Source organism: Sphingobium sp. PNB (assembly GCF_019873065.1).
In the GTDB taxonomy this organism is placed as follows: Bacteria; Pseudomonadota; Alphaproteobacteria; order Sphingomonadales; family Sphingomonadaceae; genus Sphingobium; species Sphingobium fuliginis.
The window spans coordinates 1-15,891 of sequence record NZ_JAINEZ010000103.1; the positions used below are offsets into that span (position 1 = coordinate 1).

18 protein-coding genes are annotated in these 15,891 nt (G+C 58.0%); 6 read left to right on the forward strand and 12 right to left on the reverse strand.

From position 1 onward, the window contains the following. Positions 1-127: 127 nt before the first annotated feature. The 12 genes from K7W03_RS23410 to K7W03_RS23465 form a co-directional block, all read right to left on the reverse strand. Positions 128-826: a HEPN domain-containing protein gene (locus K7W03_RS23410; protein ID WP_031286271.1), complete on the reverse strand. Its 699-nt coding sequence runs from the start codon at positions 824-826 to the stop codon at positions 128-130. A gap of 72 nt (positions 827-898) precedes the next feature. Then, a complete protein-coding gene (locus K7W03_RS23415; RefSeq protein ID WP_137709490.1) occupies positions 899-1,462 on the reverse strand; it encodes a hypothetical protein in 564 nt (187 codons plus the stop codon). Positions 1,463-1,465: 3 nt separating this feature from the next. Further along, positions 1,466-1,858 carry a heavy metal-binding domain-containing protein gene (locus K7W03_RS23420; protein ID WP_020819322.1) on the reverse strand — a complete coding sequence of 131 codons (393 nt, stop codon included), beginning with the start codon at positions 1,856-1,858 and terminating at the stop codon, positions 1,466-1,468. Between the two features lie 28 nt (positions 1,859-1,886). Beyond that, positions 1,887-2,378 (reverse strand): hypothetical protein, encoded by a 492-nt coding sequence (locus tag K7W03_RS23425; protein ID WP_226870441.1) that lies wholly within the window; start codon positions 2,376-2,378, stop codon positions 1,887-1,889. A gap of 253 nt (positions 2,379-2,631) precedes the next feature. Then, positions 2,632-2,820, reverse strand: a complete 189-nt coding sequence (locus tag K7W03_RS23430) for a DUF6961 family protein (RefSeq protein WP_020819320.1) — start codon at positions 2,818-2,820, stop codon at positions 2,632-2,634. A 278-nt stretch (positions 2,821-3,098) separates the two neighbouring features. Further along, positions 3,099-3,548 (reverse strand): type II toxin-antitoxin system VapC family toxin, encoded by a 450-nt coding sequence (locus K7W03_RS23435; RefSeq protein ID WP_020819318.1) that lies wholly within the window; start codon positions 3,546-3,548, stop codon positions 3,099-3,101. Further along, positions 3,538-3,807: a hypothetical protein gene (locus K7W03_RS23440; RefSeq protein ID WP_020819317.1), complete on the reverse strand. Its 270-nt coding sequence runs from the start codon at positions 3,805-3,807 to the stop codon at positions 3,538-3,540. The genes K7W03_RS23435 and K7W03_RS23440 overlap by 11 nt, the downstream gene beginning before the upstream one ends. A gap of 131 nt (positions 3,808-3,938) precedes the next feature. Next, complete coding sequence (locus K7W03_RS23445; protein WP_226870442.1) at positions 3,939-4,487, reverse strand: hypothetical protein; 549 nt, start codon at positions 4,485-4,487, stop codon at positions 3,939-3,941. 142 nt (positions 4,488-4,629) lie between these two features. Continuing rightward, positions 4,630-5,973: an anti-phage deoxyguanosine triphosphatase gene (locus tag K7W03_RS23450; protein ID WP_031286264.1), complete on the reverse strand. Its 1,344-nt coding sequence runs from the start codon at positions 5,971-5,973 to the stop codon at positions 4,630-4,632. A 201-nt stretch (positions 5,974-6,174) separates the two neighbouring features. Further along, positions 6,175-7,023: a hypothetical protein gene (locus tag K7W03_RS23455; protein ID WP_125445815.1), complete on the reverse strand. Its 849-nt coding sequence runs from the start codon at positions 7,021-7,023 to the stop codon at positions 6,175-6,177. A 152-nt stretch (positions 7,024-7,175) separates the two neighbouring features. Continuing rightward, the gene (locus K7W03_RS23460) at positions 7,176-10,340 is read right to left on the reverse strand and encodes a UvrD-helicase domain-containing protein (RefSeq protein WP_020819311.1); all 3,165 of its coding nucleotides are present in this window, start codon (positions 10,338-10,340) and stop codon (positions 7,176-7,178) included. Between the two features lie 2 nt (positions 10,341-10,342). Next, a complete protein-coding gene (locus K7W03_RS23465; protein ID WP_037445267.1) occupies positions 10,343-13,030 on the reverse strand; it encodes a PD-(D/E)XK nuclease family protein in 2,688 nt (895 codons plus the stop codon). A gap of 337 nt (positions 13,031-13,367) precedes the next feature. Between K7W03_RS23465 and K7W03_RS23470 the strand changes: the two genes are divergently transcribed. The 6 genes from K7W03_RS23470 to K7W03_RS23495 all read left to right on the forward strand — a co-directional run. Then, positions 13,368-13,904 (forward strand): hypothetical protein, encoded by a 537-nt coding sequence (locus K7W03_RS23470; RefSeq protein ID WP_020819309.1) that lies wholly within the window; start codon positions 13,368-13,370, stop codon positions 13,902-13,904. Next, positions 13,901-14,260: a hypothetical protein gene (locus K7W03_RS23475; RefSeq protein WP_020819308.1), complete on the forward strand. Its 360-nt coding sequence runs from the start codon at positions 13,901-13,903 to the stop codon at positions 14,258-14,260. The genes K7W03_RS23470 and K7W03_RS23475 overlap by 4 nt, the downstream gene beginning before the upstream one ends. 141 nt (positions 14,261-14,401) lie before the next feature. After that, complete coding sequence (locus K7W03_RS23480) at positions 14,402-14,899, forward strand: hypothetical protein (RefSeq protein ID WP_020819307.1); 498 nt, start codon at positions 14,402-14,404, stop codon at positions 14,897-14,899. Further along, a complete protein-coding gene (locus K7W03_RS23485; protein WP_020819306.1) occupies positions 14,896-15,471 on the forward strand; it encodes a MobA/MobL family protein in 576 nt (191 codons plus the stop codon). The genes K7W03_RS23480 and K7W03_RS23485 overlap by 4 nt, the downstream gene beginning before the upstream one ends. Beyond that, positions 15,468-15,605, forward strand: coding sequence for a hypothetical protein (locus K7W03_RS23490; RefSeq protein WP_157838169.1), 138 nt, complete (start codon positions 15,468-15,470; stop codon positions 15,603-15,605). Before K7W03_RS23485 ends, K7W03_RS23490 begins: the two co-directional genes overlap by 4 nt. A 73-nt stretch (positions 15,606-15,678) precedes the next feature. Then, positions 15,679-15,891: hypothetical protein (locus K7W03_RS23495; RefSeq protein ID WP_222887476.1), on the forward strand; the 213-nt coding region annotated here is incomplete at its 3' end.

A 15,891-nucleotide genomic window follows, 5' to 3' on the forward strand; every position in this document is an offset into this window, starting at 1 on the left:
CCCCTCCCTGCGATCAGGCCAGACAACCGATCCTACCGGCCATCATAGTTGCCGCTGAACCGGCCATCGTAAATGTCGCCGCGCACTGATGCTTTAGGACATTGAAGTCCGGGACGGCCCCGAGCCGTCAAGCCGGTGAATCGACCACCGGATAGTGCGGCATCGGCCATTCGTGATCCGCGTTGTCCATCATCAGGTCGATAAACAGGGGCAGAAGGGAGCCCAGCAGGGCGCCGCAATCTCGAACTTGAGTGCGATTGACCTCGCTATTCCAGGTTGCCCCTCCGTGGACCAGTTGATTTCGCAAAACGTACAGGCGTCCAAACAATATCGACAGCAAGGTGGCGGTGTCGTGGCGACGAAGGGCGTTCGCCGTAGCAACGCGCTCCCGTTCCAGCATTCCGCTCCAATCCTCGAAACCGGCAACCTCATTGTGGTGATGCCAGAAGGGCGCGAAGACATAGCGGTTGTCTAGCAGCAGCCTAATTTCTTGACTGAAGCGCTGCCAGACCAGGTCATAAATTCGATGTTTGCTGTCGAAGCTAACTAAGGTGGAGAAAAAGCGCGCGAAGGCATCGCGTTCGCGCTGACTCTCTCCACCCAGCGCTAATCCAACGTCACCTGCATATGCTGCGTTAAAGCCGATCCACAGCAAGATGAAGCGTATATCTTCATCTTCTTCATCTGCTTCTGCGCGGCGAAGCCAGGAAAGCGCTCGGTGAACTCGAAGCGTGAGAGGCATCGCGAAGCCATCACGTAAGCTACGTTGCTTCCGCTTGAGCGCCTCAGGATGAAGCGGACTAGAAGATGGGTAGCGGAAAGACATTGCTCAACTTCTCTATCTCAGGTGTCTAAGATAATTCTGCGATGTAAAGATCGCGCAACCGGCCAAAATTTATCATGAATGAGGGGCGTCTTGGTTCGAGATCAAGAGTGGAGGGGCCGCGGGTTCTTCGCCATCTGCGATATATCCATGAATAATATCGCCCGCCTTGAAGGTCGCATTGCCGCCTTTGTTAAGGAGGCCGAGGAGACCAAAGCCTAACACGCCCAAAATGACTCCGCCTGTGTTTGAGGCACCTTCAGCGCCCTTCGTACCGGTCAACGCGACGGACCCCCATTGCGTGTCGACGTGGATCAAGCGCAGGCTCAGTTGGCCTTTTCCTCCCGCCGCGCTGGTGCCCGAGACGGAAACGATTTCGCCCCAAGCGACAGATCCGATCGGGATTGCGATTGTCCCGTCAACTGTCACTGGTGAGTTGACGCGCAGCCGGAAGCGTTCGCCGGCTTTCGCTGATCGGCTGTTTACTTCCCGAACAACCATCAGTTCGACATCCGTTCCTTTTACCCAACGTGGATGGGACGGGGCCGGGACGACCGAGGCTTCTGAAGTGACGTCCTGTGCGGCCGCCAACGGGCTGCCGACTAGGAGAAGTCCTGCCGTAAAGGCTGCGCGCAACATGAATTAGTGGGAGCCCGCAGGGGTAGCTGCCGGCGTGATGCCTCCAGCCGACAAGAAGCGGACCGCCGTGCCAGTCGCATTCGACTTGCCCCAACTGAATGCCGACACGTGAGCATCGCCATATTGCGCTTTGACCACGGCATCAGCGCCGAGCTTCTGCGCGCGTTCCCAAAGCTCCTTGTAGATTTTGTCTTGCGATGGCGACTTGCTGAAAACCGTTGCTTTGCGAACGCCCGCCTTGACCTCTCCCAGGACCTCATAAGGGCGGTCAGTGATGTCATACGGGAAAACGGGTACGCCGACTTCCTCGTTCACAAGCAGCTGGGCTTGCGGCGCTTGGCCAAAGGCAGGCGCTGCGATACCCATCGAGAGGGCGGCAATCAGAACGTAACGCATAAAGTGTACTCTCCCTGTTGGAGCCGGCTTACTTCGCGGCAGGAGCTACTGCCGAACCTGGCTGAATTGCGGTTGCAACAGATGAGGAAGCTGCAATGGGAACGGTCACAGGTTCAGAAGGCGCAGCCGCGGCGAAGACCAAAGGCACGTCTTCACCGATGAAGCCCTTGACCTGCGATCCCGCAGCGATTTTGGCGCTTGTTCCTGTGGTGAAAAATCCAACGACAGGAACGAAGGCCACAGCAGCTACGACACCTGCCGTTCCGGTAACGCCTTTGTCATCAAACGTGCCGGTCAGCCGGATCTGGCGCCCGTTCACGCTCACATTGAGGAGCGAGGCGGTCAAATGGCCAGACTTGCCCCACATCCCTTTATTACGAACCTCGGTGATCTCACCGACGGCTGGCGAACCGACCGGAATGACGACCTGCCCCCCAACAGAAACCGGCTCGATCACGGAGAGCCTGAAGTGCTGACCTACCCGAAGTTTCTTGCCTTCGGTCGTCAGGGGCTCTTCCATCTTGAGTTGGATTTCAGTGCCAGTGCGGAGAACATTGCTGGCCGTCGGTCCGACAGCGAGTGCGGGCGCTTGAACCTGAGCATGTGCAGGCGTTGACGACGCGATTGCGCACGCGAGCGCAACATACATCAATCTCATTGATTTTACCCCCATATTTGGCCTTCCCCAAGGCCAGTCATCGTGTTGCAGAGCGCCGGTCGGGATGTCAAGCGAACGGCCTCAGGGATTGGAGAACCTTGCCCAGCGGACTGTCTTACTGGACCGATCCTGTTTGAAGTATTTGGTCCATTTTGGATGCTATCAGCTTCCAGAAGGCTAACCCGTCCCAATCAGCTTCAACAGCAAGTTCGCCGATCCGCTCGGCTACTTTGACCGGCGCTTGGTCACCATGTCTTCTCAGCAGCATCATGGCTGCGCCAAGCGCGACATGATCGTTGGTCATCCCATCGCTCTCCTGGATTAACTCTCAACGCCGGACGGCGTCTGGACTTCCACCGTCATCTGATAGCGATAGCGCTGCTCGCCAAGGATTCCGTAGCCGAAGGCGGTAAGTACAAGTGCGATACCGCGATCGGCACTCCCAAAGTTATCAAGCACCCGCGCACGACATATCCCCTTTTGACGTGAGCCTTATTGTATGGAGATATTTCGATCAGGCTAATAGCTGGGGCGGTGGGCTAGTCGTGTTATAAACGCTGGATTTCGAGCGGATTGAAGCTGTCATGCCCTCGGAAAATCGCGAGGGGTGCGGACATCGAGCGTCGGGAATAGGCCGCGCATATGGCCGATGTTCCAGGTCACGATCGTGGGGATACCGTGTACCACCGCTGTTTCGCCGATCATTCGATCGTAGAGGCGAGCCCCGATCCCGCCATCGGCTGCATAGCTGCGCACCGTGTCGAACGTCTGCGCCGGGGTCAAGCCGATCAATTGGGTGACGGTTCTCACGCTTTCAAGCGCGGCCCAGGCTTCCTTTGCCGTGAAACGAAATGGCGCGTGTGTGCCGCGACGGGTCAGGGTGCTATAGACTTCGGCATAGCTGTGTGCGGCAACGCCCAGCACATGACCGCGACCAGCGTCGAACAGGTCGGCCGACGAAGCATGATGCTCATGATCGCCTGCCAACGCCGCTATAATCACATTGCTGTCGATCAGCGCGTCAATCGTCAATGTCATGCTCACGGGATCGATCGAGAGCCTCATTGGCGGTTTCGAGGCTGACCGGCTTACCGCTCGACGGACGAACCAGCAGCGCGCCGCGCCGCACCAGCTTGCCGGTATTGGCTGGAATACCTGGCGGGACATAACCTCGAAGCGCGTCCTCGATCACCTCACTGGCCGTCATGCCGGTGAGCTTCGTAAGCGCATGGACCCGATCGCGCGCAAAAGCCGATCGGACGTTGAGCTGGATATTTTCGGCACGACCCATGACCGACTCCTTTGCGACCCAGATATATCATGTGGACGCTCGGCGGGCTATCAAAAATCGGTTTTGGCTAGCCCTGGAATCTGACACCGTCGTTTCGTCCTGATAGAAAGGAGGACTTGAGGGAATCGACTTCACTGGTCCAGTTTCCAATCATTATCTGCAATGATGTTTCGCATGTTCCAAACTATCCGTGGATTAGGTCCTCCTGCGCCGCTGAATTGGGGATATACCGTAAAATGCGTGCGGAAGCCCGGCTTCAGGTCGAGCGACAAATTATCATGGCTTTCGCTGACCGGAGTGCACCGGTCGATCGGCTGGTCGGGTGTGTCGCATTCGTAAAGGCGACCGACCAGAGCCGCGCTTTCGAGTGCCTCCCTCCCATGGTTTTGAAACCATCCTTTTACGGAATAGCGAAGCTGCTGATCGTCAGCGTTGGATTGAAGAGCCTGCTCCTCGATTGTCCATTCGGCGATGGGAGAGCTTGCGGGTAGCTCATGTTCGCTCCACCAATCTTGAAACGCGAGAAATCCTAGCCATGCGACGAGCGCGTAAACGGCCCAACGGAAAGGGGCTACCTGCATCATTAATGCGAAGGCAATGCCCGCGCCCACCCAGGCTAGAAGATCATTCTCGCGTTCCGCCACACCTGCTCCCTGCCGTTGTTCGGAGTCTGGTGACATGACCCTGCGTCAAAATCGGTCATAAGACGTGCAGTTGGATCTCGATCTTGACCACCAGCCTTCTGAGAAGCAGAAATGCAAGACGCCTGCGCTGAGTTAGCGCTGACCCGCTCCGCTACAGCTGAGACACACCTTCAGCATTTCAAAGCTTGTCAAAAACCGATCCCATCCGCGGTGCGAAAAGGCGTTCATAGGTTCGCAGCAGGTGGGAGTCCGTCATGCCTGAAACATAATCACAGATGATCCTCATCGGATCGGAAGAGCTGGCGAATTTGGCGTACGCATCGCTGGGTAGGAATCTCTTGGGCTCAGACTTCATGACCTCGAATACGGCGATTACCATCATCTGCCCTTTGAACTCGAGGTGCTGGATGCTGGGGCTACAAATGACTTCCTCGTAAACCAGCTTCGTTACCGCTGTCAGGAAATCCGCTACTGGGTTTGGTACCTCCGCACGATACCGAAACCTCGGCTCCTCAAATTCGGCTTCGTCGCGGATCTGGATGCTCGGGATGACGAAGTTGAGGATCCGATTGATCTGGTGTTTACGGTCGTTGCCGTCACCAAATAGGCGATCGAGTAGGCCCCCATATACATCGTTGCCATACTGCCCGCGATATTGGCTATTGAGATAGTCGAGTAGGCCTTGGCAGGCCGCGGCGGGTACGTGCGTTTGAAACTGCTTTTGATCTATCAGTTTGAGCTCGAGCGCGTCCTCTAGGTCGTGGATGCCGAAGCTGATATCATCTGCAAGGTCCATGATCGAGCAAGCGAGGGATTTATGACGAGCCTTGGCATGCCTCCCCGCTCGAATGTCAAACTGGCGGAAGGCATCCTGATCGCCTTTGGAGAGCGGGGAGAGGATCCAGTCCACGACATCCTGCTCACAATCCAAGAAGCATTTCGGGGGTTCGGAAGCTTGGCGATCGAGCAGCGGCGTGCCGCTTGTATCTGCTAACATTCCCGGACGGAGGTCTGGGTTGGCCAATTCGCTGAACGACGCGGGGTATTTGAGAACGCCGAGCAGCGTCTCGCGCGTCAGGTTAGAGCCGGCAGCCTCAGAGAACTTCTCAAGGCGCGATAGGATCCGAAGCGTTTGGCCGTTCCCTTCAAAGCCGCCATGATCTCTCATGCAGTAATTGAGGGCAATTTCGCCGCCATGGCCGAATGGAGGATGCCCCAAATCATGGGTGCAGGCGATCGCCTGAAGGAGCGCATGTTCGGGAAGGTGCCCGAGGGCTGGATGGCCGGGCAGATTATGGACGAGCTGTTTGGCTAACCCGCCCGCGATCTGTGCGACTTCAAGCGAATGCGTGAGGCGAGTGCGGTAGAAATCGCTTTCCCCCAAGTTGAGGATTTGGGTCTTGCCCTGCAGCCGTCGGAAGGAGGCCGAGTGAACGACGCGGCCATAATCCACATCGCCGGCAGATCGCGCATCGAAAGACTTTCGCGGCTCCGGAGTTCTGCGGTCTATCCAGTGCATCATGCCCCCAATTCGTCAGCGAAATATTTGCCCGCTAGCATGGAGAGTAAGCTGCGGGAACCGAGCTTTGGTTTATCGAACGGATCGCTTGCAGGATGGACCGCCACTTTCTTTAGGCGGTATGACGGTTTCAGACGGGCGCGCTGCCCGTCTGCTTGGGGTGATTATCGCTCGGACCTAAACGGCTAAGTTCAAGCGAATTGATTATGCTGACATGTCCAGGATCATGATGAACTTTTCGGCGGCACGCCTTATGTCAGACCATTGCTCCTTGGGAGAACCAAGGATCGACCAGAACTTAGCCTCGTTCACGGCGAGCTGACGACTCTCGCCACCGCCATGCTGAGTGATGAAGCCCCAGAACCAGAGGTCATCCCAAATCGTAGCTTCGCTCTCGCGGTGAAGCCCAGACCGTCTGATGATCTCGTTAATTGTCGAGAACTTGAGTGTTCGACCTGTAATCAGGCGGAAGATGTATGTGATGACCGAATCGACCGGCACGCGGATCACATCCTGTGAATCGACGCGGAAATCGTCGAGAAAGCGCAGGTCCCGGTTAATTTCCAGCGTGTGGACATCGACTAGAGCCTTAACGAAAAGAGCTGCCGTCTTGTCGCCGAAGCCCTGCGCTCTTGATAGCGAATGCCACATCGCGTCGAGTGGATAAGCGGGGCGTGATCGTTCTCGCCTAACAGGAGGTTCGAGCAGCTCTAGTGCACGAACCAATTGATCGAGAGTGCGTACTTGGTCAAATACTTGCCCATGTCTGTGCAGTCGTTTCCAAGTTTCTGCAAGGCCATCCAGTGAACCTCGGGCTTGTGTTCCTGAGGTTGCATGAAGCAATGAGCGAAGTTTGTTCCCATTATCCTCCCACGCACGCAGATTCGCTTCGTAGGATTTTCTCTGCGTTTCGCGATTATAGCGACGGTGCTCGATGAGAAAGTCGAACACATGGCGCAGTTGCTCGCTGGCCCGTAAATCGCCAGAAGTGCTGTCGAAAATTTCGATGTCTCTTGCGCTTTCGTAGGGCTGGTCCAGGGTAAGTAGTTCCATAATCGGTGGGCTCCCGGCTGTTTCTTGTGCCGTACCGCAGGAATCTTTCTTTTTCGTTTTTCAGCGTTAGAGTTGATTGCGCTGCACTCATGGAGGAGGCCAAATCTACCATTCCTCTTGAAAGTCGGGATCTCCGGTAATGCCTGAGCGGTTCATTCCCCCGTGCCGGAGATCGTTGATAAACGTAATAAACCTCCGACGATCGGCATGTGAATGAAGAGTTCACATGGAACGCCGGGACAGGCCTTCTCCAGCGCAGCAGCATAGAGTTGAAGCTGGCTGCCATACCCTACTGCACGCTGATCCCAGCTTGTATAAGAGCCTGGAAATGATTTGTGATCTATCACTGCAAAACCCATGTCATGCTCGACGAGCAGGTCAATGCGGCCTGAAATTACCTGGTCCTCAATGCGGGCCGCGATAGCCGTTTCACGATGAACTTTGGCCCCGGGCCAACGCTTTTCGATTTCAGCGATCAGGCGCTCATGTGCGCCCAAGACATCCTCAGCCGCAACCTGATGCACGCCCCATCGATCTAGGACAGCCTGCGCTTGAGCCAAACGCGAAACCAGTGAGCATTTGAGGTCATCGGCCGCAATGATGGCATGGACAGCTTCGCCTAGTAGGATCATGTCAGGTGCGCCGGTGAACGGTAAGCGGGGGCCGATGGTTGCCTTTTCGGCGATACCGAAAGTCTCACTGCTAGTCGCCTCGCTTGGACGGCGGTGAAGCGGTGCTCGGTCGACTATTGGCCGCGCCACATGTCCATATGAGGTCATTATAGGCTTTATTGCGTCGCCGCCGTCGCTCGACAACGTCGCGATCCTAGCTGCGAAGCTTTTCGTTCCCGCCAGAATTTGATCTCCCCCGCGAGGTAGCGTGAAATACTCAGGGTGATCCACGTTAAGGACGCTCAGCCAGTGGAGAGTGTCTTTGACTGGTGGCGCAAAGACCAGATAATCGCGAGAGCGGGTCATACCGACATAGAGGAGGCGAGCGTCCTCGTCCCGTGATCGGATCACAGCCTGTCGGCCCAGCGGTGAGCTGGGCGCGGAAGCGTCGAGGTGCACGTCCTTGCTCTGGGTTGCATACGGCCAAGGCCAGTAACGGATCCAGCGTTCAGCGAGCGGGTTTCGCCAATCTATTTCAGCATCGGCTTCGGCCGTGGGTTCGAACAATCGCGGCTTTGGCTCTTTGCCAAGACCAGTCAGGATCACGACAGGCCATTCGAGTCCCTTCGCGCCATGGTAGGTCATGACCTTCACCGCGTCGTCTTGGAGGCTTTGCGGGCGAGGTGGGTTTTCCGCTGCCAAAGCAAGTGCCAGCCCCGACGGTGTCGCAGGTGAGCCGGCGCCAGCGCAGCTTTGCTCATAGCTCCGAGCAAAGCCACGGAGGGCTTCGAGGTCGTCGAGCCGGCCAGCGACATCGCCCCAAGATTCTATGCGGCGCTTTAGGGCCGGGAGAAGGATAATCGCATCCACGAGATCCGCAGGCGTCAGCGCCAGCACTCTCTCGCGAATTGCAGCGAGGGCGGTTGCGATTGGTATGCTAGCGATCATTGCTTCCATAGCGCTTTCGGCGCCGAGCGCTTCAAGCCATGAACTTGACTCTGGATCGTCGGCGAAAAAACGAGCCAACTCAGCGAGCGCGCGGTGATCGGTAGGGTCAGCGACCCAACGAAAGGCGGCCATGACGAGCTGGATATGCGGTGTCTGGCTAAGTCCTTCACGTTCAACTGCGGCTTTGACACCTTGCCGACTGAGTGCGGCGGACACCTTCGCAACGTCGGTCCTGTAGCGGCAGAGGATGGCGATGTCACCGGCACGGAGCGCGCGCACGCCATCTGGCTTCGCTGCGATTTCCCACGGGCTTTTGGACGTTACTAACTCGCGAATTTCAGCCGCTAATGCTGAATATTGAAGATCAAGGCTTCCTTCTAACCACCAGACCGCCAGCGGCGATTGCGTGAATCCGTCCTCGCTGCGCCCAGTCCCCGCAAAGGCATGTTCCTCCGCTCTAAGACCCATCGCGTTCAGAGCCGGCGCAAAGGCAGCGTTGACGAGGTTTATAATGCCCTCGCGACTCCGGTATGAGGTTGCTAGCACATCATGCGGTTCACTCGACGATGCAGCTACCCCTGCGAACGCGGCTTGGGTGAGGGCGCTGTCCGCATTGCGGAAGCCGTAGATGGCCTGCTTGGGGTCTCCAACCCACGTGCTTGCGTCGACTAACCCGGACATCGCAGTGAAAATGGCGACTTGAAGCGGGCTGGAATCTTGAAATTCATCGACAAACAGCCGACCAATGCGCTCGCCCAGTCCGGCGGACATTACCGGATCGCGAAGGACGTCGAGCGCGAGCGCCTCTTGGTCCGTGAAATCCAATAAGCCGCGCTCTGCTTTATAAGCTTGGAATGCGGTCAGGGCTTCGGTCGCACAGGCGAAGACCGACCTGATGAACTGGCTGCAATCCTCCCGAAGCCGCGGATGTGCAGGGTGGCGGCTCGCTGCTTGTGCAACTGCGTCGAGAGCGTCGATGAAGGCCTGACCATCTTTCTTGGCGCAGCCCACCTTCGATAGGCGGGCCCAGTTTGGCCAAGAAATCCGTTCTTCTCGACGGATGCTTGCATCGGTCTGGCGAAGCAACGTTATGTGGGCTTTGGCCTTCGTGCTCGGCTCAGCGGGAACCGCATGCACTGCCGAACTTACGGCCCTTCGCAAATCTGAATCGAGATCGTCACCGCTCCGGATCGACACCGGTGGTAGCAGTTCGAGGAAGGTTGCGACTGATCGCTCCGCTGAAAGGGATAAATCCTGAGCTGATATCCCATTCGCTCGAGCGAGCTCGATCAGACGCCTGACGGTCGTCCGCCAATCACTTCGTTCAGCGCCAGCGGCTCGTTTGGGCTCGAAGAACCCCATGACATCGGCGAGCGAGTTCAGCGTCGGCGCGTGACGCTCGATCGCGGCATCGGCGGCGATCGCGAAAATACGGGGCACGCTGCCTTCGGGAATGACCTCGGCCCGCGGAGATCGCCCCAGAGCGATGGCGTTCTCCGATACGATCTGACCGCAAATGGCATTCACCGTTCCAAAGCGGGCTCCAAGCAATCGCGCTGCCTTATCCGGCATGCCCAACTCGAACAGTTTAGCACGCGAGCGCTCGATCAGTTCGTCCGCCGCTTTCACCGTGAATGTGGTTGCGACGATCGTCTCGGGATCACGGGATGTGACCTCCTTCGCGATGTTGCCGACAATTCGGGTAGTTTTGCCGGCGCCGGCAGACGCCACTACGGTCGTGATATTGGGAAAGGTCATGTTCAGTTGGCCTCCACGCCTACACGGCAGAGCGCTGTAAGTTCGCAATAGCGACACGGTTGGGGCCCCGTCTCGATCGGGAGATCGGCCGGGATGTGGGCCTCGGCCTCATCGGCACCTGTCGCAACCGCGATCCCCTCCCGGGCTAGATCGAGCCACACCTGCCACGTCGACACGAGATTCGACCATGTGTCGGGCAGGCTATGGTCGGATTCGACCGATTCCTCCGCCAGGAACGAACCGCTCAGCCCGATCAGCTGCCGCTGGTTCAGCATATAGAATGCGCCTGGAGCAGGCGTGGTGCTGTTGGAATTTGCTATCGCACCGTATGTCGCGAGCTGAATCGAACGACCTTCGGCGAGCTCGTTGCGTCGCGTTTTAGCGCTCCTCGACCATTTCAGATCAATTACGCCTGTGCCGTGAGTCGGATGTTCTATCAGCATATCGATGCGGCCCTTTACATCCGGTCCATCGACGAACGTCCTTGCGCGTTCAATTTCCGTCCCTATCACCTTTACGTCCATCGCCTGTAGAAGACGTGCGAGTTGCGCCAGAGCAGCTGGGACTTTGACCCGGGCCGATGCAAGCTCGCCCGCATATTCTGGCTGCTGAAGCGGCGCTGCGATCGCGCTAAGCAACTCGTCAAATAGATCGTTGGCTTGCAAGAAAACGGCTTCAGGATCCGGCACAGGTCCTGGCGGGAAAACGCGATTTGCGAGTTCATGAGCGAGGTTGCCCAGCAGCTGGCTTGTGCCAGGGATCTCAGCAACCCGGCCGCCTGAGAGCCGCAAAACGTCAAGAAGGAGCCATCGCATTTGGCAGTCCGCGAGATGCTCCAAGCTGGTGGCGCTTTCGACGCGATCGTCGAGTTTGGCGATCACAGATGCCGGCAGAGACCAGCGAGGGCGCTGTGCTGGCAGGAGGCTTGGAGTGATCGCTTCCCGGAGAATCTCGCGCCCTGCGAGTTCATGAGACGGCCCGTGCAATAGCTGTTCTGCTGGCCATCGGATCATGTCCTTAGCAGGTGTCGTCAGCGGGTTCAGCTGATGGGCGAGGGGATGGCTTGTGGTCTCTTCCCCAGCGGAAAGCGCTGGTGAGAAAAAAATAATGCGCTCCCCAGCGCGATGCACCGCGTTGGCGTTACTCCACCCAATCCGGGCGGTGATCGCGGCCGGCGATTCGATTTCGCAGCCGTGAGCCTTAAGCGCAGCAACCTCAGCGGCGCTCCATGGTGATGAACTTACGCGTTCTCCGGGACCTTTGAAGTCCCACCAAAGTACATTCTTAGCATCGCCCCAAATGGCGCCTGGATGACGCACGGCACGCAAGCCGCCCGATGTCGCTATATGGTTGGGGTTTTGAGCGCCGTCCGCAAGCACTTGGTCGGTCATGCGTCCAAGCAGCAGCGGAGAGAGCAACTCGACGTTCAGAACATCGATCGCTTGCACGAGGGCCTGCGCGGCACCAACTAGCGTCAGAAGAAGCGGATCAGCATTTCCAGCATTCGTCTCGAGCGCCCATTGCGCGACGCGAGAAGCGATCGACTTGGCTGCCTCCGCAGGCATGCCTTCATGCCGCGGATATAATTCTCCAGACGTCCATTGCCTCCACGCCATAAGCTTCGCATCGCGCTTTTCTTGAGGTTCTGTGGACATCCTTTCGGCAAGATCTGACTCGATATTACCCCATGCAGCGAGCCATGCTGGCCCGCCTGTGCCAGGCTCGCGGCTCAGTGCATAGGCGAGCTTGCGCGCCGCACGTCGCGCGATGGGGGGACGCGGTAGCATGAGCAACTCAAGCATCGCCTTCGCATTGAATGGTGCCCACGAAGCGGCGAAGGCGAGCGGGAGCACCTGAAGTGCTCCACGCCACGGCGACGAGGCCGACAAGCCCAGAGCGGGAAGCCCGCGAACTTGAAGCGCGCGGTCCAGCAGCGCCGTGTCTCCGTCCGCATTTACTATGACCGTGCCATGCAAATCGGCTTCCGAACAATGGGCGAGCCACTCTGCAGCTGCTTCGGCCGCCGCCAAGGCTGTGTCCGCGTGGACGATCACGAAGCTTCCATCGCCTGCTAATGTCGTGGGTGGGCTGCCGGTGAGAAACGCTTGCACGTGGCCCAGGTCGTTGGAGGAAGTTACACAGGCAGGAACCTGCGAGATTTCTACCCCCGACGCTTCGAGCGTGCCGATAAGGCGCTGCCAAAGAGGTGACAGCAAATGTCGGGGCTCGACCAGCTCGATTGAGGCGAGCGGCAGTCTTGCGCGGCCCTTGACCGCATCGCAGAGCGTGCGCGTGCGATCTGCGATCCCGAGGGGAAGAGTCGGACCAGTCTCTTCCACCACCGCGAATGCATCAACACGTGCGGCGCCAATAAGGCTGCCGGACCAGCCGGCAGCGACCAGCTGATCCCGCCAATCGAGCAATGATGCGGCAGTGGCCCACGGATCAAGGCTGAACGACTGAGCGAAGAACAGGTCGGGGACTGTGATCAGCGCAACACGAAGTTTAGCAGCATAGCTGGAAACTCGAACCGCATGGGCCACCCGGGGAGCTGTGAGGCCAAGTTGCACCTCGAGCATCTCTATCAGGCCTTGTGGCCCCACTACGGCGGCATTGAAGACGCCTTCATTCGGGCCCGGAAAATCCGGAAAGGAAGGGCCGTCGCATGAAAGGCCGAAGATAAGCTTCATTCTTAACTATCCCCCATCCGCGAGCTGCCTCGTCAGCGCACGGCATCGCTGGCCGTAAGCGCAAATGCTTTGTCATGTCATTAATGAATGCACCCACGACAAAGTCGGTCGTCACAGTTTCGGCTCATGAAAACAGAGTCTTGGCGCCTTCCTCTAGCATCGCCAAGCTGTGCCCAATTGCTCGGAAAGGTGGCACCGGATCAATCCCGCAAGGCGGCTGCTGGAAGCAGGATGTGTGAGAGGTTGAGCGGGGGGAATTTTGGCTGACGCTGAGAAGTGAAATGTTCCTCGGACGCCGGAGGGCAGCCGCCTCCGCGCCAAGTCGAAGAGACTTAATATGGTATATGTGAATGACGAAGATCGGCAGCGGATCTCGGACGGCGAAGAGGCCGCACGCGCGCTTGCTAAGATGGGGGGCTGGGCCACTCAGCCCTGCGATGGGCTATTCCCGCAGATTCTGAGCCAATATAGTTACAGTGAGCGGGCCGGGCTCGTTCTTGGTCACTGGCGTCGCGAAATTTCGTTCAGCAAATTGATCGAGGCAGTCCGTCAAACACGAACGGACATCCTTATCCTTGAGCCAGGGCGCGACACCTCTCGGCGGAAGACTTATTATCTTTCGCTGATCCTCGCTCGGGCCGGTGAGGTCCACCTCCACCGGGGACTGCGGCTCTGGTCTGCCGACTTTGATTCGCCGCTGTGGGTGATCGCAGATCCACGGGATAGGGATCTCGACCCCTGCTTTTTCAGCATTCAATCGACCGGCTTTAAAGAGGAAGCTGGAGCACCTTTTGGTGATCCGGTCTCCGCCGAAACAGGCTTGCGGATCGCCGATCTTCGCTGGGTCGCGGAAATCGGAGGAAACTTCGTATGAGCCACGACGAGAATTTGTGTTGGGAATCGTGCCTTCCGGCCGGCTGGCAACCGCTGTTTCGCCAGCTGTTGGCCGAACTGCATTCGGCTGGCATTTCGGTGAGAGTGACCCAAGCCAAAGAGAAGTTCGGGGAGCTGAGAGTCTATATCGATCGGCCTGACCAAGCGGCAGCGCCGCTCATTGCAGCCGCTGAGCAGCGTTCGACCCGCATGTGCCAAGAGTGTGGGGCTGCTGGCGAGCTCATGGTCGGTAATTATCTCTATGCCACCCTTTGTGAGGAGCACGGGGCCGGTTTCACAAAACCGCTGGGGCGACCGATGATATCGCTGAATCTCCGGTACCCAAAAGACGATTGAGGACGAGCGCTGCCGACACCAAGCGGCAGCGGTTTCGATCGGTTGAGAAGAGCTCAGGTGACTGAGCAGATGAGATGAAAATCTTGGGGTGATGCGCGTCCAAGCTCAGCGGATCGCGCCCCTGAAAGGAAGATAATAAATATGTTTAGCTCGATGAGCGCGCACTCCGGCTCGGGTGCGCCAACAATCCCGTTCGTCCGTGACGCAGTCCAGCGCGCGATGATCAAGGTCGCTTGGGAAATCGGCGGGCCAATCAGCGTCGATCCGGCCTTTGGGGGTGGAGCGCTCCTGCTTCAGGAAGCCAACCTCTTGATCCTCGGTACGTCAGCATTTCGGCCCCTTGGCGAGCAGCTGTTCGGCCAGATCGGTGACCTCTACGGCATGGACACTCTGCTCGTCCGGTTCAACGCATATCAATGCAGCTTCGATATTCTTTTTCACGGCGAAGGCGAGTGGCTGTCGGATTATCGGCAAAGCCTTTTGGGCGGACAGGTCTGGTTTGTTCCCGCGCATGAAGATCAATCCTTCACCGTCAGGGCTGACAGTCAGGGGCTCTTCCTCAATCCCCCCATGCTGCCGAAATCATTTCATCGGCCTAGTGCGGCCGAGATCGAGCCGACCGGGAGGGATGTTGCATGACCCAGAAGAAATCGAAGTCGGGCCCTGAGGAACTGTCTTGCTTCTATCTCGATTGGCCCGCCCATCCCCAGTTCCGCTACATGCGTTGGTATTGGAAGACCGACGGCGCGCGCATCGGGATCGCCGCCCCCGTGTTGGCGAAGCTCAACCCCTCTGGCCATCAGGCGGCTCGGCATGACCTTCTCCTTCCGAGCAATGCGCCAGGGGAATATGCGGACCTGCGCTATTTGCTTGAACGCTATGATGCTACCCAGCCCGTGATCGAACGGAATGGTTATGCTCAGTTCAACATCATTCTCGACGCCGACCGCGCTCTCCACGCTGATTGGGAACTGGTCCGCGCCTGGGCGCTGAGCTATTTCGTGCGCGAGCTGCAACTTGCCGCTGTCCTCGTCCTGCATGCGCCATTCCTGGCGGGGTCCGCGAACGAACCCCATGTCCATATCTTGGTCCCAGCTCGGCGGCTGACTGCGAATGGGTTTGGTCTGCACGCCCGTGACACTTGCTCCGATGCAGGTGCGGCTGAAGCGCTTGCCAGCTGGTTGGCGTTCAACGGGGTGGAAGCCGTATGAAGCTGATCGAGCCGGCAACCTGGTGGGGAATTGCATCCCTGCTGCTGGTACGCGAGGCGCATGAGCAAGTCGCATCGGCGGCAAGCGGCGAAGCGTATCAGATTGAAGCACGGGGTGATCCAGCGTCATCTTGATAAACTTGGGTGGCGAAAGGCGCCGAAGCTCCCAGTCGGTTACCCTCGCCGCGTAATACGTTTGGACCTGCGCATGATGCGGGGACACCCGGCCGGCGTCTGCGCTCGGGCGAAGCATGATCTGGTAGTTGTCTTCCGCTGTGGCAAACCTGCTTTCGTGGTGGTCCACTTCGCCTATGCGACCGAATTTTTGGATATCCGGTGTCAACCGGCGCGCAAAGTTGACCCCTTATCGGCGCCCAACATTGACCCCCTTTTCGTGAGTGTCGGCGGTTATCCCGGTAGT